The 19,453-nt window shown below is 37.9% G+C and carries 14 protein-coding genes; 13 read left to right on the top strand and 1 reads right to left on the bottom strand.

What is annotated here, in order from left to right; translation table 11 throughout:
• The first annotated feature begins 11 nt into the window (after positions 1–11).
• The 13 genes from MKI85_RS07650 to MKI85_RS07590 all read left to right on the top strand — a co-directional run bounded on the left by MKI85_RS07650 (position 12) and on the right by MKI85_RS07590 (position 18,102).
• Positions 12–887 (top strand): hypothetical protein, encoded by an 876-nt coding sequence (locus MKI85_RS07650; RefSeq protein WP_241626497.1) that lies wholly within the window; start codon positions 12–14, stop codon positions 885–887.
• Between the two features lie 446 nt (positions 888–1,333).
• Positions 1,334–5,809 (top strand): glutamate synthase large subunit, encoded by a 4,476-nt coding sequence (gene gltB / locus MKI85_RS07645; protein WP_241626495.1) that lies wholly within the window; start codon positions 1,334–1,336, stop codon positions 5,807–5,809.
• 69 nt (positions 5,810–5,878) lie between these two features.
• On the top strand, positions 5,879–7,300 hold the full coding sequence (locus MKI85_RS07640; protein WP_241626494.1) for an FAD-dependent oxidoreductase: 1,422 nt from the start codon (positions 5,879–5,881) through the stop codon (positions 7,298–7,300).
• Positions 7,301–7,482: 182 nt separating this feature from the next.
• On the top strand, positions 7,483–8,358 hold the full coding sequence (locus tag MKI85_RS07635; RefSeq protein ID WP_241626493.1) for a metal-dependent hydrolase: 876 nt from the start codon (positions 7,483–7,485) through the stop codon (positions 8,356–8,358).
• 141 nt (positions 8,359–8,499) lie between these two features.
• Entirely contained in the window at positions 8,500–9,090 is a 591-nt protein-coding gene (locus MKI85_RS07630) for a LemA family protein (RefSeq protein ID WP_241626491.1), read from the top strand.
• A gap of 24 nt (positions 9,091–9,114) precedes the next feature.
• The gene (locus MKI85_RS07625) at positions 9,115–10,173 is read left to right on the top strand and encodes a TPM domain-containing protein (protein WP_241626489.1); all 1,059 of its coding nucleotides are present in this window, start codon (positions 9,115–9,117) and stop codon (positions 10,171–10,173) included.
• On the top strand, positions 10,167–10,727 hold the full coding sequence (locus tag MKI85_RS07620) for a TPM domain-containing protein (RefSeq protein WP_241626486.1): 561 nt from the start codon (positions 10,167–10,169) through the stop codon (positions 10,725–10,727). The genes MKI85_RS07625 and MKI85_RS07620 overlap by 7 nt, the downstream gene beginning before the upstream one ends.
• 264 nt (positions 10,728–10,991) lie before the next feature.
• Positions 10,992–11,423, top strand: coding sequence for a pilin (locus tag MKI85_RS07615; protein WP_241626485.1), 432 nt, complete (start codon positions 10,992–10,994; stop codon positions 11,421–11,423).
• A gap of 73 nt (positions 11,424–11,496) precedes the next feature.
• The gene (locus MKI85_RS07610) at positions 11,497–13,413 is read left to right on the top strand and encodes a tetratricopeptide repeat protein (RefSeq protein ID WP_241626483.1); all 1,917 of its coding nucleotides are present in this window, start codon (positions 11,497–11,499) and stop codon (positions 13,411–13,413) included.
• Positions 13,406–14,266 (top strand): glycosyltransferase family 2 protein, encoded by an 861-nt coding sequence (locus MKI85_RS07605; RefSeq protein WP_241626481.1) that lies wholly within the window; start codon positions 13,406–13,408, stop codon positions 14,264–14,266. The genes MKI85_RS07610 and MKI85_RS07605 overlap by 8 nt, the downstream gene beginning before the upstream one ends.
• 4 nt (positions 14,267–14,270) lie before the next feature.
• A complete protein-coding gene (locus MKI85_RS07600; protein WP_241626479.1) occupies positions 14,271–15,995 on the top strand; it encodes an ABC transporter ATP-binding protein in 1,725 nt (574 codons plus the stop codon).
• Between the two features lie 17 nt (positions 15,996–16,012).
• The gene (locus MKI85_RS07595) at positions 16,013–17,020 is read left to right on the top strand and encodes a stealth family protein (protein WP_241626477.1); all 1,008 of its coding nucleotides are present in this window, start codon (positions 16,013–16,015) and stop codon (positions 17,018–17,020) included.
• Between the two features lie 95 nt (positions 17,021–17,115).
• Positions 17,116–18,102: a stealth family protein gene (locus tag MKI85_RS07590; RefSeq protein ID WP_241626475.1), complete on the top strand. Its 987-nt coding sequence runs from the start codon at positions 17,116–17,118 to the stop codon at positions 18,100–18,102.
• A gap of 20 nt (positions 18,103–18,122) precedes the next feature.
• Here the strand turns inward: MKI85_RS07590 and MKI85_RS07585 are convergent, their stop codons facing one another.
• Positions 18,123–19,247 (bottom strand): glycosyltransferase family 4 protein, encoded by a 1,125-nt coding sequence (locus tag MKI85_RS07585; protein ID WP_241626473.1) that lies wholly within the window; start codon positions 19,245–19,247, stop codon positions 18,123–18,125.
• Between the last annotated feature and the right edge of the window lie 206 nt (positions 19,248–19,453).

The raw sequence follows: 19,453 nt of genomic DNA, 5'->3' as shown, positions 1-19,453 counted from the left end.
AAGGTTAGATGATGACGACACTCCGCAAATATTGGAACAATACACAGCGCTATATCTGGCTTGTGGGCGGAGTGGTGTGTCTTTTTATTGCTTTGATATTTTGGGCTGGTTCGGACAGTAGCGAAGAGTTGGTTGAAGTGAATAAAGTGGTTGAATCAGACGCAGAGTTGCAGATTCAGCCCGCACGCATCACAGCAACAACCAATTTAGGTACTCTTCAAGAGGAAGTCCGACCGATTGCACTCACCACCAGAGTATTGGCAACGGGGAATCACGCAAATGAATTCCGTGGTAGTAAATTCATTGCAGAGCAAAAAAATAAAACTGCGATTGAACTTTTTCATGTCACTGAAGAAGACATTATTAAAAGTTATTTGAATAAGCAGACGAATCGACAAAATTATTTTTATCTTCGTTTAAGCGGGGAGCAACAGCAAGAACAATATGTTTTGTTTTACGGTTTATATTCAGGTGAAAATGAGGCGAAGCAGGCACTTGCACAGCTTGATCTGAAATTGCCTGCATCCGTACAGCCTCAAGTACAAGCTTTAGAAGACTACGCATCTCAAGTGAATGATATGGGCGTGGAGGAAATGCTGGGTTCGACACAATTATATGCTGTTAAGCTAAGCCCTGCAGCGCTACCTAAACTTGACGTAACAATGCTCAATGCAAATAAGCCCAATAAGCCAGCAAGTACGAATTCAAATCATGCAGATACGGCAAATGCGACCACCAGCACTACTGTTACGCGTAGAGATGCGGAAGGCAATGTGATTGATGTACACAAATCACAATCTCATACAGAGAATAATTCAAAATCCACCAGTTCAACTTCAAACAGTAGCACTCCAGTGCGCCAAGAAATTGCAGATCCGTTTAATTAATCGTTCTAAAATGGCGCATATTGTGCTATACCAACGATTAAATGCGCAAAAATGGTGCAAATAAAATAATGCTTAAAATACTCCAATCTTGGTCGAACACTTGATATTTCTATCTTTAAAAGAATTTAATTGGCGATCATAAAATTGGCATATTTTTTGCTTAAATGGTGCATGATTTGAGTTGATGTCACTATTTTGGCGCGAAAAGATTCAAAGAGTGTGCGAAAACATCAAGATTGCCTGCTTTAAAAGAGTGCGCAAAAGTCGCAATAGTTGCTTGCATTTCGGTCATGTACAAATGACAAATTCAGTCTATCTTTGACATGAGAGTGCAAGAGCATTGCATTAAATTGATCTTAGTGTGAGAAAGTTAGACTAAGTCGCAAAGAAGTTCGATAGTCAGCGCCCGTTTCAGGGCCAAGTAGAAAGAAGGGTACGCTATGCACATGCCATCGCCTAATACTGTAGCTCCCGCTCAAGGTTTATACCAACCGGATGAGTTTAAAGATAACTGTGGTTTCGGCCTTATTGCACATATGCAAGGGGACGAGAGTCATGATCTGGTCAAGACCGCTATTCATAGCTTGAGCTGTATGACCCACCGTGGTGGTATTGCCGCCGATGGTAAGACAGGGGATGGATGTGGTTTATTGTTGGCAATGCCAAAACAGTTTTTCCGTGAAGAAGCGAAAAAACTGAGCGATATCACCCTGAGTGAAATTTTTGCAGTTGGTACAGTTTTCCTTAACTTGGACCCAGCAATTGCGGCACACTCAAAACAAATTCTCAGCAAAGAAATTGAAGAAGAAGGTTTGCGTGTTTTGGCTTGGCGTGTAGTGCCAACCAACAATGCGGCACTCGGTGAAATTGCGATGCAATCTTTGCCAGCTTTCGAACAAATTATTGTGAACTGTCCAATGGGTGTAACTGAGGTTGAATTTAACCGTAAGTTATTCTTGGCACGTCGTCGTGCAGAGCAGCAACTTAGCAATGATCCATCATTCTATGTAACAACACTCTGTTCAACGGTGATCAGCTATAAAGGTTTGATGATGCCTGCAGCAATTGCAGACTTCTATACAGACCTTGCTGATGAGCGTTTGGCATCACATATTGTGGTGTTCCATCAACGTTTCTCGACCAATACCTTACCGCGTTGGCCGTTGGCTCAGCCATTCCGTTACCTTGCACACAATGGTGAGATCAATACCATTACCGCAAACCGTAACTGGGCAATGGCACGTACACCAAAATTTGAAAACCCATTGTTACCAGGCTTAACTGAGCTTAAACCAATCGTCAACCGTACAGGTTCTGACTCTTCAAGCTTGGATAACATGCTTGAAATTCTTGTGGGTGGTGGTATGGACTTGTTCCGTGCCCTTCGTATGCTTGTACCACCAGCATGGCAAAACGTTGAAACTTTAGATGCTGACTTACGTGCTTTCTATGAGTTCAACTCGAAACACATGGAAGCTTGGGATGGTCCTGCAGGCTTAGTAATTCAAGATGGTCGTCACGCCATCTGTATGTTAGACCGTAATGGCTTACGTCCTGCACGTTGGGTGATCACCAAAAATGGTTACATCACTTTAGCTTCTGAAATTGGTGTTTGGGATTACAAACCTGAAGATGTGATTTCTAAAGGTCGTGTTGGTCCTGGTCAGATTTTGGTGGTGGATACCTATACAGGTAAATTGCTCGACACCAAAGATGTCAGTAACCATTTGAAAAAAATGCGTCCATACCGCGAATGGTTACGTGAAAACTCAATTCGTGTCCAAGGTAGCCCAGAACTCGAAGAATATTTATGTGATCAAGGCTTAAAAGGCGATGCCCTCAAAGCAGCACAAAAAATGTTTATGGTGACCTTTGAAGAGCGTGATCAATTACTACGCCCAATCGCGGAAAGCGGTCAAGAGGCAGTAGGCTCTATGGGTGATGACACCCCTATGGCGGTTTTATCACGTCAAGTGCGCCATGTATCGGATTACTTCCGTCAACAGTTTGCACAGGTAACCAACCCACCAATCGATCCATTACGTGAATCAATTGTCATGTCATTGGAAACTTGCTTGGGTCGTGAGCAAAATGTATTTGAGCAAAGCCCAGAACATGCAGACCGTTTGATTATTTCAAGCCCTGTACTTTCAAATTCGAAAATGCATCAAATCCGTACTTTAGGTCGTACAGGATATGAAATTGCAGATATCGATTTAAACTACACTGAAAGCGAAGGCTTAGAAGCGGCAATTGCACGTATCTGTGAAGAATCTGCACAAGCGGTTCGTGATGGTAAAACTTTATTGGTACTTTCAGACAAGAAAATCCGTGAAGGTTATTTACCAGCCAATGCTGTGATGGCAACAGGTGCAGTGCATCACCACTTAATTAATACTGGCTTGCGTACAGATGCCAACATTATTGTGGAAACAGGTTTTGCCCGTGATCCGCATCAATTTGCAGTGATTTTAGGTTTTGGTGCAACAGCGATTTACCCATACTTGGCGTATGACGTGATCAATGATTTGGTTGCTAAAGGCGAGTTGTTGGGTGATCCAATTCATGCACAAGCGAATTTCCGTAAAGGCATAGAAAAAGGCTTGTTGAAAGTTCTATCGAAGATGGGTATTTCAACCGTTGCTTCTTACCGTGGTGGTCAACTGTTTGAAGCAGTTGGTCTGTCTGAAGAAGTGGTGGGCAAGTGCTTTACTGGGGTACCAAGCCGTATTAAGGGTGCAACCTTTGTTGACCTTGAAAATGATCAGAAAAAATTGGCAGATACTGCGTGGAAATCACGTAAGCCAATCGATCAAGGTGGTTTGCTGAAATTTGTATTCGATAAGGAATACCATGCATTCAACCCTGATGTGATCAATGCTTTACATAAAGCGGTGCGTTCAGGTGATTATGCAGACTTTAAAGAATATGCTGAAATCGTCAATAAGCGTCCAATTGCAACCATCCGTGACTTATTTAAGTTAAAAACCGACAACTCAATTGCATTGGATCAAGTGGAATCCGTTGAAGCAATCTTGCCGCGCTTTGACTCTGCGGGGATGTCTTTAGGTGCATTGTCTCCAGAAGCACATGAAGCGATTGCAATTGCCATGAACACCATTGGTGGTCGTTCAAACTCGGGTGAGGGCGGTGAAGATCCTGCGCGTTACGGTACGATTCGTAACTCGAAAATTAAACAGATTGCATCAGGTCGTTTCGGTGTTACACCAGCGTACTTAACCTCTGCTGAAGTGTTGCAGATTAAAGTTGCACAAGGTGCAAAACCAGGTGAAGGCGGTCAGTTACCAGGTGGTAAAGTGAATGGCTTAATTGCACGTTTACGTTACTCAGTGCCAGGTGTGACCCTGATTTCTCCACCACCGCACCACGATATTTATTCAATTGAAGATTTATCGCAATTGATCTTTGACTTGAAACAAGTCAATCCGAAAGCAATGGTATCTGTGAAACTGGTTTCTGAACCAGGTGTAGGAACCATCGCTGCAGGTGTTGCAAAAGCCTATGCTGACTTCATTACCATTTCAGGTTATGACGGTGGTACAGCGGCTTCTCCACTTTCATCGATTCACCATGCAGGTTCGCCATGGGAGTTAGGTCTTTCTGAAGCGCATCAAGCGCTTCGCGTGAACGACTTACGTGGCAAAGTGCGTGTACAAACCGATGGTGGTTTGAAAACAGGTCTCGATGTTGTAAAAGCTGCAATTTTAGGTGCGGAAAGCTTTGGTTTTGGTTCAACCCCAATGATTGCATTAGGTTGTAAATTCCTTCGTATCTGCCACTTAAACAACTGTGCGACGGGTGTTGCGACTCAGCAAGATCATTTACGTCAGGAACACTACATTGGTGAACCTGAAATGTTGATCAACTTCTTCCACTTCATTGCGGAAGAAACACGTGAATGGTTGGCTGCATTGGGTGTGGCAAGCTTAAAAGATTTGATTGGTCGTACCGACTTACTTGAAGTTTTACCGGGTGAAACTGACAAGCATGCACACTTAGATTTAAGCGCGTTGCTTGAATCACATCCTGCGGCTGAAGGTAAAGCGCAATATTGCCAAGTTCAAGGCAATGCGCCATTTGATAAGGGTTTATTGGCTGAACAAATGGTAGCAGAAATGTTACCAGCAATTGAAGCAGGCACGGGTGGTGAATATAGCTTCATGGTGGGTAACTGTGACCGTTCAATTGGTGCGCGTATCTCAGGTGAAATTGCCCGTCGCTATGGCAATTTAGATATGGAATCACACCCAGTGGTGATGAATCTGAAAGGTACAGCAGGTCAATCTTTAGGTGTATGGAACGCAGGTGGTTTGCACATTAAACTTGAAGGTGATGCGAACGACTACGTGGGTAAAGGCATGGCGGGTGGTCGCGTATCGATCTTCCCACCACAAGGTTCACCTTTCCAAACCCAAGAAACTGCGATTATTGGTAACACCTGTTTGTATGGTGCGACAGGCGGTAAGTTGTTTGCTGCGGGTACTGCAGGTGAACGTTTTGCAGTACGTAACTCAGGTGCTTTCGCGGTAATCGAAGGCGCTGGCGACCACTGTTGTGAATACATGACGGGTGGTGTGGTAACGGTACTGGGTAAAGTTGGTCATAACTTCGGTGCAGGTATGACGGGTGGTTTTGCCTACGTGCTTGATTTGGATAATGACTTTGTCGACTACTACAACCACGAGCTAATCGAGTTGAATCGTATTTCGACTGAATCAATGGAAGAGCATCAAGAATTCTTATTACGTATTCTTGATGAGCATATTGCTGAAACTGGTAGTGCTTGGGCGTACAAGATCCGCAACGAGTTCGATTTTTACAGCCGTAAATTCTGGCTTGTAAAACCAAAAGCTGCTAATTTGCTTACGCTTTTGAAAACGACCAAAGCTGATCCACAATAATTCCACTACTGCAGATATATAGGCAGGTGCAGCAGAGCAAAATGACTGCACCTGCCCACGGAGAGAGACATGGCAGAGCGCCTAAATAATGACTTTCAATTCCTGGATGTCGCACGCCAAGATCCAGAGAAAAAAGATATTACTGTCCGCAAAGCAGAGTTTGTGGAAATTTATAAACCATTTACAGCGGAAGTGGCTGCCAATCAGACCCACCGTTGTTTAGGTTGTGGTAACCCATATTGTGAATGGAAATGTCCAGTACACAACTACATTCCAAACTGGTTAAAGCTCATTGCGGAAGGTCGTATTTTTCAAGCGGCTGAACTTTGTCACCAAACCAACACTTTACCTGAAGTGTGTGGTCGTGTTTGTCCACAAGACCGTCTATGTGAAGGGGCATGTACCCTGAATGATGGCTTCGGTGCTGTGACCATTGGTAATGCGGAAAAGTATATTAACGATACTGCATTTGCGCTAGGCTGGCGTCCAGACATGTCGCATGTCAAATGGACCAACAAAAAAGTCGCGATTATTGGTGCTGGACCTGCGGGTCTAGGTTGTGCTGATATTTTAGTGCGTAACGGGGTAAAACCAGTGGTATTTGATAAGCGTCCAGAAATTGGTGGCTTATTAACTTTTGGTATTCCTGAATTCAAAATGGAAAAAGACGTGATGAAGCGTCGTCGTGAAATTTTCACGGGGATGGGCGTTGAATTCCGCTTAAATACTGAAATTGGTACGGATATCACCATTGAACAATTACTTGTAGACTATGATGCAGTGTTCATGGGTATGGGAACATACACCTATATGAAAGGTGGCTTCCCTGGTGAAGACCTAGATGGTGTTTATGATGCTTTAGATTTCCTGATTGCCAACGTGAACCGTTGCCAAGGCTGGGAAAAAGATCCAAGCGAATATATCAGTGTCGATGGTAAAAAAGTGATTGTACTTGGTGGTGGTGATACCGCGATGGACTGTAACCGTACTTCATTGCGCCAAGGTGCACATGATGTAACTTGTGCCTACCGTCGTGACCAAAACAACATGCCTGGTTCTGCACGTGAAGTGAAAAATGCCTACGAAGAAGGTGTGAACTTCCTATTTAACCGTCAGCCGATCGAAATCGTGGGTGAAAATGGCAAAGTTACTGGCGTAAAAGTAGTGACGACACAATTAGGTGAGCCTGATAGTCGTGGTCGTCGTAGCCCAGAGCCAATTCCGGGATCAGAAGAAGTTTTACCTGCTGATGCGGTATTGCTCGCATTTGGTTTCCGTCCAAGTCCTGCTGATTGGTTTGCTGGTGCCGAGATTGGTTTAGATGGTTCTGGTCGTGTTGTTGCAGCTGAAAAGCAACAATATAAATTCCAGACTTCTAATCCGAAAATCTTCGCTGGTGGCGACATGGTACGTGGTTCGGACTTGGTTGTAACTGCAATCTGGGAAGGACGTCAAGCAGCAGAAGGTATTTTAGACTATCTAGATGTTTAATTTGATTCGATATCATTCAAATCACCATAAAAAATCCCGCTTCGGCGGGATTTTTTATGGTGATTTGACCGATAATCGGGTTGAGCCATTTGGCAAATGGACTAAGCATTTTTGCTATTTAGTGATGGAGATGACATTTAGATACTGAGACTTTGTATTTTAACTCAAGTTGAGAAGTCACCATGCTGAACCCGACGATAGAAAAATCATACTTAAATCGTCCTCAAGCGCACGGTATCACTGTACGCCAGTTGCAGTTTAATCCGAAAGCGATTCATCGCCATTATTTTGCTAATTCTCCTGTGATGTCACATTTGCTGACAGCGTTATCTTCAACCTTTCCGATTGGTGAGCAATTTTTTGTGCATAGTGTGCGTAACGTGCGGGATCAGGTGACTGATCAAGTTTTACAGGCGCAGATCACAGCGTTTATTGGGCAAGAAGCCATGCATTCCAAAGCACACACGGAATTTAATCAGGCTTGGCGACGTGATGATTATCATCTGGATCATTTTCAGGCTTGGCTGGCACGTAAAGATCATCATGTCAAAAGTTTACATCCCAAAATTCAGTTGGCCATTACCTGCGCCTTTGAGCATTTTACCGCTTTATTGGGGGGCTATATTTTACGTCATCCTGAAGTGTTGAGTACTTTAGACGAAGACGCTCAAAAACTGTGGGTCTGGCATGCCATAGAAGAAATTGAACATCGAGCTGTGGCTTTTGATGTGTATCAGCATGTCTACGGGGACGATACGGTGCGCCGTATGATGATGCGGAGTGTGACCACAGGATTTGCCAGTTTAACCTTCTATTCTGCGACGCGCCTATTTTGGCAAGATCGTAGAAGGAGTGCCTTTAAAATAAAAGGTAATATCTTTGGCATCTATCTATTGTTAAAAATGTTAGTCCAGTTAGCACCTGAATATTTGGGTTATTATCAACAGGACTTTCATCCAGCTGCACATGACTATAGTCAGATCGTGAATTACTGGAAACAACGTTTAGCTGCAGATTATCAAATGCAAGGGTTTAAAGAAGAAGTTGTCCTTACGTAAGATTGGATCAAATTAAGTCGGAAAATCTCCGACTTTTTAAGGCTTGAAAATAAAAAAATCAAACACAATCAAAATGGATTCGGTCTACAATGTTGTCATTCAATCAAAATGACATGCTAATAACAAAATGAGGATCGAATCATGCAGTGGATGAAAAAAAGCGCGCTGATCATGTTGTTGAGTAGCAGTCTGATGCTGACAGGTTGTGGTTATAACACCATGCAAGTCAAAGATGAAGCGGTAACCGCAGCATGGTCAGAAGTGCAAAACCAGTATCAACGTCGTGCCGATTTGGTGCCTAATTTGGTCAATGTGGTGAAAGGTTACGCTAAACACGAAGAGCAAGTCCTCACCGAAGTGACTCAAGCCAGAGCGAATGTCGCGGGTTTAAAAGTTGATAAAGAAGTCTTGGAAGATCCTGCATTATTCCAGAAATACCAAGAAGCTCAAGGGCAGCTCACGGGTGCATTGTCGCGTTTGATTGCAGTCTCGGAAAACTATCCCGACTTAAAAGCCAATGAGCAATTCCGTGATCTGCAAGTTCAGCTCGAAGGCACCGAGAATCGGATTGCTGTGGCGCGAAATCGCTATATCACGACTGTGCAAGATTACAATGCCTATGTGCGACAGTTCCCGCAAGTGATGACTGCAAAAGTGATTGGCATGGATACCAAGCCAAACTTTAGTGCAGAACAAAGTGCGCAGACTGCACCGAAAGTCTCCTTTAATTAATTTTGCTAGATGCGGAATAGTTAGATGGTTTGCTTAAAAGACAGAATGCAGCGAGTAGTTTTATGGCTGCTTATTGGTTTTTTGTCTTTAATTTTATGTTCATTGAGTTGGGCCGAGACTAATCAAACAGAAAGTCATTCAGAAGATGCCGTCGTGATCGGTAAGATTCTGCAACAAGCTAAAAATGGGGCTGCAACTTCAGAGATTCAACAACAGGCATCCTCCAAGGTACAAGTCGCGAATGATTTGGCTGATGGACAAATGCGTAGCTTACCCAGCTTGAATGCGCCTGTCATTGATCAAGCCAATATTCTTTCTGCTCAAGACAAGCAGTCACTTAGCGATCAGACTCTTAGGTTGCATCAGCAAGGCAAAGCTCAAATTGGAGTGATCATTGTACCGACCACAGGTCAGGAAGCGATTTTTGATTACGCAATGCGGGTTGCCGAGCAATGGCAGTTAGGTTCTGCCAAACGAGATAATGGTTTGCTCATGGTGATTGCAATAAATGACCGGAAAATGCAGATCTTGACGGGCTACGGATTGGAAGGGGTTTTACCTGATATTGTGGCGGGACAGATCATTCGTAATCAGATCACTCCATATTTTAAACAGGCTGAATATGCGCAAGGGATTGGTGCGGGCTTAAATGAAATAGAGCGCATTTTAAATTTAGACCCTGAAATTGCCCAGCAAGCTGCACAACAATTAAAAGAACAACAAGCACAGGCATTACATGAACAGCAAGCGCATTCGCAACTTTGGACTTATGCACTGATTATTGTAGTGGTAGGAGCTTTTGCATCCATGATGATTGGAAATCGGTTAAGTGCAGCCACTGCGGGTGTTGCTGGCGTGGTTGCAGGCTGGGTGAGCGGAGTTGGGGTATTCACTAGTTTGCTGGTTGGGCTGGGGATATTTCTACTTCTAATTACCTCTCTAGCACAATTGATATTGCAGTTGTTGGCTGCGGGTGCTGGAAGGTCAGGTCGTGGTTCAGGCGGTGGGGGCTTTGGTGGCGGAGGTGGCTACCGAGGCGGTGGTGGCGGTTTTGGTGGGGGAGGTGCTTCAGGCTCATGGTAACTACAACAGATTCAACGCAAATAGTCACAACACCGAATGTGCAAGAACATGCCCAACCGAGTTTTAAACGTTGGCTCAAACATAGTTTTTATTTCCAGCATACTCGACGTTATTTCAAACCTACTGACTTAAAGAGAATAGCAGTTGCTGTACAGCAAGCTGAATGTGGGCATGTCGGTGAAATTCAGGTAGTGATAGAAGGACATTTACCTTGTTTACAAGCCTATCGGCAAAACACACGTAAACGTGCTGAACAACTGTTTGCTGAGTTCGGTGTGTGGGACACTGAATATAATAGTGGGGTGTTATTGTACTTAAATTTATGCGAACGACAGGTTGAACTCATATTTGATCGAGGCTTGCAGCAAGCCACTCAGCAAGAAGTTTGGGATTTAATTTGCCAAGACATGGTACAGCAATTGAGTCAAAAAAATTATTGTGAAGCAGTCATTCAAGCTATCAAAAAAATAGGGAATATCCTTCATCAATATGATGAAATTAATCGGATAGCGAATGTAAATGAACGTGCTGATGCACCTGTCATAATAAATTAAGAGTGCGAACTGGGGCACGAACCGTTGAAAAGATTGGCTTGAAGGTGACAAGAAATGACACTTATGTATCATTTATGTCTTTTGGTGAAAGTTTGGTGAATAAAATAAATTGAAAAAAAGATGGCTAAGGTGCTGTTTTTTTGTTGAATTTAACTATAATAAATCTTGGCACATTCCGTGCTAATTATAAACAAAGCATACAAAAGCGCTTCTTGCTTTACAAAGCTTAAAAAAAACGAAACAAAAACATTTGTGGAGAATGTTATGAACGCTCAAAAGGGTTTCACTCTTATTGAATTAATGATCGTTGTTGCTATTATCGGTATTTTGGCGGCAATTGCGATTCCTGCTTATCAAGACTATATTGCTCGCTCACAAGCATCTGAAGGTGTATCATTAGCTGGTGGTTTAAAAGCTGATATCGCTGATAATATGCAAACAGGTATATGTGGTACCAATACATTACCTGGTAAATATGCAAATGATGTAACAGTAAGTGGTACTGTAACAAGTACAGCAACTAATGCGACACCAACGGGTTGTATTATTACCGCAACATATAAATCAACTGGTGTTTCTACTCAAATCCAAGGTAAAACATTAGCTTTAGATGTCTTGGGTAACGGTGAATTGAAAAAATCGACTACAGGTTCAACTGATTTACCAGCTAAATTCATTCCAAAAGCGGTTCAATAATACTGCCTAAGTTGAAAAGAGGCTATTCTGGCCTCTTTTTTATTGATTGAATAATATGAATTGATTTTGATGCATGAATAAAAAAATAAAACTAGCTTATTGGTATTTTTTGATAGTCATTACTTTAGCGTTCCTTGTGTATTTACCTGGTGTGTATGGTGGTTTTTTGTTTGATGATTATCCGAATTTGGGGGAAATGACAAAATATGGTGATTTACATAATTGGGACAATGCCAGACATTTTATTCTAAATGGGTTTTCGGGACCAACAGGAAGACCGATCGCATTGGCGAGTTTCTGGCTTACATTTGAAAGTTGGCCTTTAAATCCTCAAGTTTTTAAATTTACTAATATTATTATACACTTAATATGTGGAATATTACTTTTTATAGTAATGAACATGATATTGATTTCTTATGGATATTTAAAAGAAAAAGCAATTTGGGTAAGTCTTTTAGCTGCGAGCTTATGGTTATTACATCCATTCTTTGTGTCAACAACATTATATGTTGTGCAACGAATGACTCAATTATCGATGTTATTTAGCTTATTGGGAATTATTGGATATTTGCATGGAAGAAAATTATTAAATTTAAGACCGGTAAGATCGTATATATTTATGACTGTATCTATATGTTTTGCCACTGTTCTAGCAACGTATAGTAAAGAAAATGGTATACTCTTACCATTGTTAATTTTAATTATTGAGTTCTGTAATCCTGTAAAAAGTAAAAAACCCATTCTACTATGGAGATTTTTATTTTTAGGATTCCCCTCTGTTGTTATTATTGGGATCTTATTGAGTTATATTGATTTATCAGGACAAGAATTAGCTAGAAGAAATTTTACGCAGTTAGAGCGATTTCTAAGTGAAGGTAGAGTTTTATGTGACTATTTGATTCAGATTTTTATACCTCGTATAGAGGGCTATGGATTGTATCAAGATGGCTTCTTAATATCAAAAAGTTTATTTAGCCCAGTTACAACTTTTATTTCATTTTCTGTTATTGCTTTTTTATTAATATTTTCAGTTATTATAAGAAGAAAGATACCTTTATTATCATTAGCAATTTTACTTTTCTTTTCTGGGCATTTGATAGAATCAACAATTATTAATCTAGAACTATATTTTGAACATAGGAACTACTTTCCTGCTGCATTTTTATTTCTTCCTTGTGCATTAGGCATATATAACCTAAATTTTTTTATCAAAACAAGAGTTGTAATATTTATCTCAGTTTTAATTCTGGTTTTTCTGGCAATGATGAGCTTGCAGCGTAGCATATTATGGTCAGATTCTGAAAAGTTAAAATATTACTGGGCAGAGAAAAGTCTAAACTCGCCTAGAGCACAGAGTTTTATGGCACAGCACTATATGGCACAAAAATCTTATGAAAAAGCAAATCAAGTATTAATAGATGCAAGCAGAATTAGACCTGATAGTGGATTATTAGCATTTCAATTGTTGCTGCAAAAAATAGCAATTGGAAGTGTTTCTCATCAGGACTTTGCAAGTCTTAATAAAGCAATCCCTTATCATGATGCTGATATACAAGCAATGGCTATGATGCAGCATGTCGTCTTAAGTGTTTTAGATAATCCTGAATTGATCCAGCTATATGGAGATGACTTAATATTTACATTAGATGCTTTAATAGAAGTAGATTCATCTTATCTAAGAGTACGGAACTTAAAAGGATTGGTATTCTTTTCTAGAGCTCAAATTTTTGCAGCACAGAAAAAGCCTCAGGAAGCATATGTAAATTATAAAAATGCATTTTATATTGCAAATGATGTCGGTGATGGAATTGTTATGGTGACTTTGTTAGCTAATGCTGGCTATCAAAGTTTGGCCTTAGAACTATTGAACCACGTAGATTTAATATATAAGAAGCAATCTGACAAGAGCTTGAAAAGAACACGTAGCTATTACGACAAAGAAATTGTTGCACTGAGAAATGCAATAAAAGCAGATATTTTAAATGACTAAGCTATTAATGATAAGTGTTGTATTACCAGCAAAAAATGAATCCAATGCTATTGGTCTAACAATTCAAAAGATTAGGCAGTTGAATCTAGCCTATGAAATTATTGTCATTAATGATGGATCATCAGATGATACAGGAAAAATCGCTGAGCAAGCTGGGGCAAAAGTTATTACACATCCATATTCCAAGGGGAATGGTGCTGCAATTAAAACAGGTGCACGCCATGCACAAGGCGATGTGATTATTTTCATGGATGCTGATGGTCAGCATGATCCAAAAGATATTCCACGGCTTTTGGAAAAAATTGAACAAGGTTATGATCTAGTAGTAGGCGCACGACAAAAAGGTTCACAAGCTAGTTTAGGGCGTGGCTTAGCCAATTCTTTGTATAATAATTTGGCAACATATATGACAGAGCATCATGTTGAAGATTTAACTTCTGGTTTTCGTGTGGTAAGAGCTGATAAATTTCGGGAGTTTCTGTATTTATTGCCGAATGGTTTCTCTTATCCAACTACAAGCACTATGGTATTTTTTAGAGCTGGCTATTCTGTGGCTTATGTACCTATCCATGCTGCAAAGCGAGTTGGTAAGAGTCATATTCATCCAGTTAAAGATGGAGTGCGTTTTTTTCTAATAATTTTTAAGGTTGCAACACTTTTTTCGCCTTTGAAAATATTTTTACCAATAGCTGTCATTTTAGCTTTGACGGCAACTAGTTGGTATGGATATACACTTTATGAATATCATCGATTTACTAATATGAGTGCATTATTGTATACAGGTAGTATTATGGTGTTCTTAATGGGATTAATTTCGGAACAAATTACGGCACTGATGTATAAAGGCAATTAATTTAATGAGTTTTATTAGTATTTTAAGAAACCTTTGGGAGATTTTTACTCCATTAGACAAGAGAAAATTTATTATTGTTCTAATTTTTACAGTTATTATGGCTTGTATTGAAACAGCAGGTGTTCTTTCAATTATGCCATTTTTGGCTGTTATTTCAAATCCAGAGATTATAAATACAAATAAGACAATTCACAATTTTTACATGACTTTTAAATCTAATAACTTTAAAGAGTTTGTTATTCAGCTAGGTGTTATGTCAATGGCTGTGGTTTTACTTTCTTCTGGATTTAAAGTTATAAATCAATATGTTTTAAGCCGATTTTTAAGTTTACAGCGTCATTACTTTTCTACAAGATTGTTAAAGATATATTTAATGCAAGATTATGATTTTTTTCTTCAGAAGAATAGTTCTGAATTATCTAAAAATATTCTTTCTGAAGTGGATCAACTTGTTAATAATGTTATTCAGCCTATTTTACAAATAATATCATACGGTTTGGTTTTGTTTGCTATGGTTTTAGTGATTTTTATATATCACCCTATCATGGCAATAGGGGTGGTTTGTAGTCTTAGTATTATTTACACTATTATATTTATAAATATTAGAAAGCTTCTAGAGCGAATTGGTAGAGAGTTTCAATATGCGAATAAGGAAAGGTATAGAGTGTGTCAGGAGGTTTTGTCTGGAATCAAAGATGTTAAGATAAACAATGCCATAAAAAACTATCTACAATATTTTAATAATCAGTCTCGCGTTTATGCAAAAAATTTGGCAACAAATAATACTGTCAGTCAGGTTCCATTATATATTGTAGAAACAATTGGTTATTGTAGTTTAATTGTTTTGGCAATAACTTTGGTGATGTTGTCAAATAAAATAGAAATAGTTTTACCTGTTCTTGGGCTATACGGATTTGCGGCATATCGAATGCTGCCAGCAGCGCAGAATATTTATAGAGCTGTAGCCAAAATGAAGTTTGTCTCTATAGTATTTGAAAAAATACATAATGATTTACGCTTAAAAGTTGTTGATGAAGATGTACTTGAGGATAAAGATTCTAATAAGTTAGTGAATTTTAAAGAGTGTATTGAACTTAGGAATGTTCATTATGCTTATCCGTCATCATTAGATAAGCCTGTTCTTGATCGATTTAATCTTATAATTAAAAAAGCTATGAGTATAGGGGTTGTTGGGAGGAGTGGTTCGGGAAAAAGCACATTGATGGATATTTTACTTGGTTTGTTAAAGCCTCAGAGTGGAGAGCTTTTAATAGATGGTGTAGAAATAAATGAGAATAATGTATCTGATTGGCAAAATAAAATAGGTTATGTACCTCAATTTATTTATTTATCGGACTCTTCAGTTGAGGAGAATATTGCTTTTGGGGTTGAAAAGAACCAAATTGATAAACAAGCAGTTATAAAGGCAGCAAAAATAGCTAATATTGATGACTTTATTAATGAAGAGTTGATCGATGGTTATGAAACAAAAATTGGAGAGCGAGGAGTAAGGCTTTCAGGAGGACAACGCCAAAGAATAGGGATAGCAAGAGCACTTTACAAGAATCCAGATGTAATTTTTATGGATGAAGCCACAAGTGCATTAGATAAAGAAACAGAACTATCTGTTTATATGGATATCTTAAAATATACTGGCGAAAAAACAATAATTATTATTACCCATAGTGAGAATATATCTGAATTTTGTGATGAAATTATAAAACTTTAGTGAAGAGGTGTATTATCTTGAATGAAATTGACTTTGTTATTTTATGGGTGGATTCTAATGATGTTGAGTGGAGAAATAGTTATTTGGCATATAAAGAATTAGATTCTAAAAATATCTATGGAACTTCTGTTAATAGATTTAGAGATTGGAATAATTTAAACTATTGGTTTAGAAGTGTTGAAGAAAATTGTCCTTGGGTTAGGAAAATTCATCTAGTCACTTCTGGTCACTTTCCATTGTGGTTGAAGAAAGATCATCCTAAGTTAAATTTAGTTAAACACTCTGATTTTATTGATGATGCTTTTTTGCCAACATTTAATTCACATACTATAGAGTTGAACATCCATAAAATAAAAGATTTATCTGATAAGTTTGTTTATTTTAATGATGATTTTTTTATAAATAAGTCAGTTAGTGAAGATTTTTTCTTTAAAAATGGACTACCTTGTGACTATTTTGTGATGGATAGTTTAAGACAGAAAGGTGTCGATAATATTTTTGGATGTATCCGACATAGATCAATTTCATTTGTTAATCAATATTACAATAAAAAGGAAGTTATTAGAAAGTTTTTTTTTAAAATATATAATCCAATATACCGAAAAGGCTTTCTGTTAAATATGTTGAACTATCCTTATAGTAGTTTTTCTTTCTTGAAAACTCCGCATTTACCTATTTCATATTTGAAAGAGAGTTTTTTTAAAACATGGGAGTTAGATGAGTCTTTTTTGAAATTGGTTTGTAGTAATAAATTTAGGCAACCTACTGATATAAATCAGTATGCAGTCAGAAATGTTCAACTTGTTAATGGGTTTTTTTTTCCAGTAAATCCAGATATTAGAGGTAATTTTTATAATGTACGTGATGATAATATTTCTGATGTATGTTTGGATATAATCGAGAAAAGATGCAATATGATTTGTTTAAATGATGGGGAGTTGACTGTTAATTTTAATTTTTATTCAGAAAAGGTTTTACATGCATTTAATTCTAGGTATCCTAAGAAAAGTTCATTTGAGGTATGATTGTAATTATTTTTTAAAATAGGGGGTATTTATTAAATAAAAAGCAAGGTTTTTAATATTTCATTTTTAAAATATCATATCAAGCTGGTTTATTTATGAAGCAAAGTATAGATGTTGTAATTACGTGGGTAGATGGTAGTGATCCTATACTTAAGCAAAAGAAATCATGCCATGATAAGCATCTTTCCGTAAAAATGATACCTAGTTCGAAAGAAGTTACACGGTTTATCAATAATGGCGAACTGGGGTATTGCTTACAATCTTTAATGAAAAATGCAACATGGATAAGAAAAATATTTATTGTTACTGATGGCCAAAAACCTATGTTTTTACCAGATAGTTTACTTAATGACCCAAAAATTGAGATTATTGATCATTTAGTTATCTTTAGAGAATACGAAGAGGTACTTCCTACATTTAATTCAATTTCTATTGAATCGGTAATTCATAGAATTCCTAATTTATCTGAGAAATATATTTACTTGAATGATGATTTTATTATTCTCAAACCTGTATATATAGAAGATTTTTTTTCAAAAGATAATGTGGTACTCAAGGGACACTGGTCCTATATAAAAAAATACGGGAGTTTACGTTTGCTGTTAAGTCAGATGTTAAATTTAATTCTGAAGAAGTTATTTAAAATTAATCGTTCAATGAGCTTGTTACAGCAAATGAAATCAGCAGAGCTTGCAGGCTTTAAAAAGAGATATTTTAAGTCACCCCACTATCCTCACCCCCAAATTAAAAATACCATTAGCTTGTTTTATGAGAAAAATCATGAGATTTTCTTTAATAATATAAAACATCGTTTTAGGAATCTAGAGCAGCATGTTTCTATTTTTTTGTCGAATCATCTTGAAATTATTAATGATAATGCTGTACTTCAACCTGATAATGATTGTATGATGATTTGTTTTAACCGTGATTCAGAAAAATTAATTAGACATAAAATCCATATATTGGCGAATAGTAATGAAATAAAATTCTTATGTATTCAGAGTTTTGAAGAAGCATCTTCCGAACAATCAAATAGATTGCTGCATATTTTAGAGAAAAAATATATGCTTGCTTATCATTAAGGAATTAAAGGAATTTATATTTAAAAATTTTTACGAATTTTTTCCCCAAATTTATTCCATGAAAATTTACTAGCAAATTCTTTAATTTTCTCTTGTTCAAGAGGTTGATTGATGAAAGCAATCACTTCTTGTGTGAAATGCTGATAATTTCCATTTCCAATAAGTCTACCAGATATTTGAGTTTTAACAGCATCAATAATACCTCCTGTAGCAAAAGCTATTGTAGGTGTTCCATGTGCCGCTGCCTCAATTGCTACCATGCCGAAGCCCTCTGGATCTTCTGGCATATCCTTAACTGGAAAAACATGTAAATCGGCTAAATAATAAAAACTTGATAACACATTGTCGTTAATAATATTGCCAGTAAAAATAATATTTTTTTCTATCTGATGTCGTTTTGCTGTAGATAAAATGAGTTCTTTTGTTTGTAAGTTCTTATTGAGTGATTGGTTCGGTGTATCACCAATAATAACTAAAACAGTATTTGGTATTTGTTGAATTATTTTAGAAAAACTTAGATCAATAAATTCATTTAAACCTTTACGTTGCGTTAGGCGTCCAACAGAAATTAAAATTTTTTTATCTTTTAGGTGATATTTTTCTTTAATTTCATCTATCAATTTTAAATTTATAGGCTTCGCTGGATAACTTACACCTGGGTGAATAATGCTGAGCTTATCTTTAGAAATTTTCTTTTGAATACATAATTGGTAAGTTGGATTACTGTTGGCAATAATTTGGGTAGCTTGGCAAATTAACGGAACCCAGCATATTTTGTAGAGCGTACTGTTTGTGCCGATATCTAACCCATGTATATAAATTATGCTCTTTTTTCTAAAAATTTTAGCAAGTATTACCACGATTGGTGCTGTGAGGCCACTCCCTGCAAAAAGTATATCGACAGGTTGAGTTAAGCAACACCATAAGGTGCGTAAGAAACTTAATACTAGAAAAAAGGGCAACGGGTTAAGTTGCACTGAATAAAATGTGGTATTGGTTGGAGCGAGCGGTTTTGCTGCAAAGTGACTTATTATTGTGACCTGATTATTTTGAGATAATTCATCCGCGATATGCCAATTTAATCTTTCCATTCCGCCGACTAGAGGTGGAAGATTACGGGTCACAATAACAATATTCTTCTTCATTCTCGGTCTCGAGAAAAATCAATTGATCTATCATAAAGAAAAACTTAAGTTGGAAAAAGATGGTTACGGTATGGACATGCTATCTTTTAAATTTAATCATATTATCTCTTTGGTGTGTAGAGCAATTTTGTGATGTATTATTTATTAAATTTCATTTATAATTAGTAATGTATGTAAGAATATTACAAGATTAGACATCATTATTG

Origin of the sequence: Acinetobacter zhairuonensis (genome assembly GCF_022601715.1) — a bacterium.
In the GTDB taxonomy this organism is placed as follows: Bacteria; Pseudomonadota; Gammaproteobacteria; order Pseudomonadales; family Moraxellaceae; genus Acinetobacter.
Note: the sequence above shows the minus strand (reverse complement) of the source record. Positions and strands in the feature narration are given on the sequence as shown.

Excerpts from the sequence above, each read along its gene's own strand:
- MKI85_RS07610 (WP_241626483.1), top strand. The coding sequence starts at position 11,497 with ATGAATAAAAAAATAAAACTAGCTTATTGGTATTTTTTGATAGTCATT.
- MKI85_RS07635 (WP_241626493.1), top strand. The coding sequence starts at position 7,483 with ATGCTGAACCCGACGATAGAAAAATCATACTTAAATCGTCCTCAAGCG.
- MKI85_RS07620 (WP_241626486.1), top strand. The coding sequence starts at position 10,167 with ATGGTAACTACAACAGATTCAACGCAAATAGTCACAACACCGAATGTG.
- MKI85_RS07640 (WP_241626494.1), top strand. The coding sequence starts at position 5,879 with ATGGCAGAGCGCCTAAATAATGACTTTCAATTCCTGGATGTCGCACGC.
- MKI85_RS07605 (WP_241626481.1), top strand. The coding sequence starts at position 13,406 with ATGACTAAGCTATTAATGATAAGTGTTGTATTACCAGCAAAAAATGAA.
- MKI85_RS07650 (WP_241626497.1), top strand. The coding sequence starts at position 12 with ATGACGACACTCCGCAAATATTGGAACAATACACAGCGCTATATCTGG.
- MKI85_RS07585 (WP_241626473.1), bottom strand. The coding sequence starts at position 19,247 with ATGAAGAAGAATATTGTTATTGTGACCCGTAATCTTCCACCTCTAGTC.
- MKI85_RS07600 (WP_241626479.1), top strand. The coding sequence starts at position 14,271 with ATGAGTTTTATTAGTATTTTAAGAAACCTTTGGGAGATTTTTACTCCA.
- MKI85_RS07615 (WP_241626485.1), top strand. The coding sequence starts at position 10,992 with ATGAACGCTCAAAAGGGTTTCACTCTTATTGAATTAATGATCGTTGTT.
- MKI85_RS07630 (WP_241626491.1), top strand. The coding sequence starts at position 8,500 with ATGCAGTGGATGAAAAAAAGCGCGCTGATCATGTTGTTGAGTAGCAGT.
- MKI85_RS07590 (WP_241626475.1), top strand. The coding sequence starts at position 17,116 with ATGAAGCAAAGTATAGATGTTGTAATTACGTGGGTAGATGGTAGTGAT.
- gltB (WP_241626495.1), top strand. The coding sequence starts at position 1,334 with ATGCCATCGCCTAATACTGTAGCTCCCGCTCAAGGTTTATACCAACCG.
- MKI85_RS07625 (WP_241626489.1), top strand. The coding sequence starts at position 9,115 with ATGGTTTGCTTAAAAGACAGAATGCAGCGAGTAGTTTTATGGCTGCTT.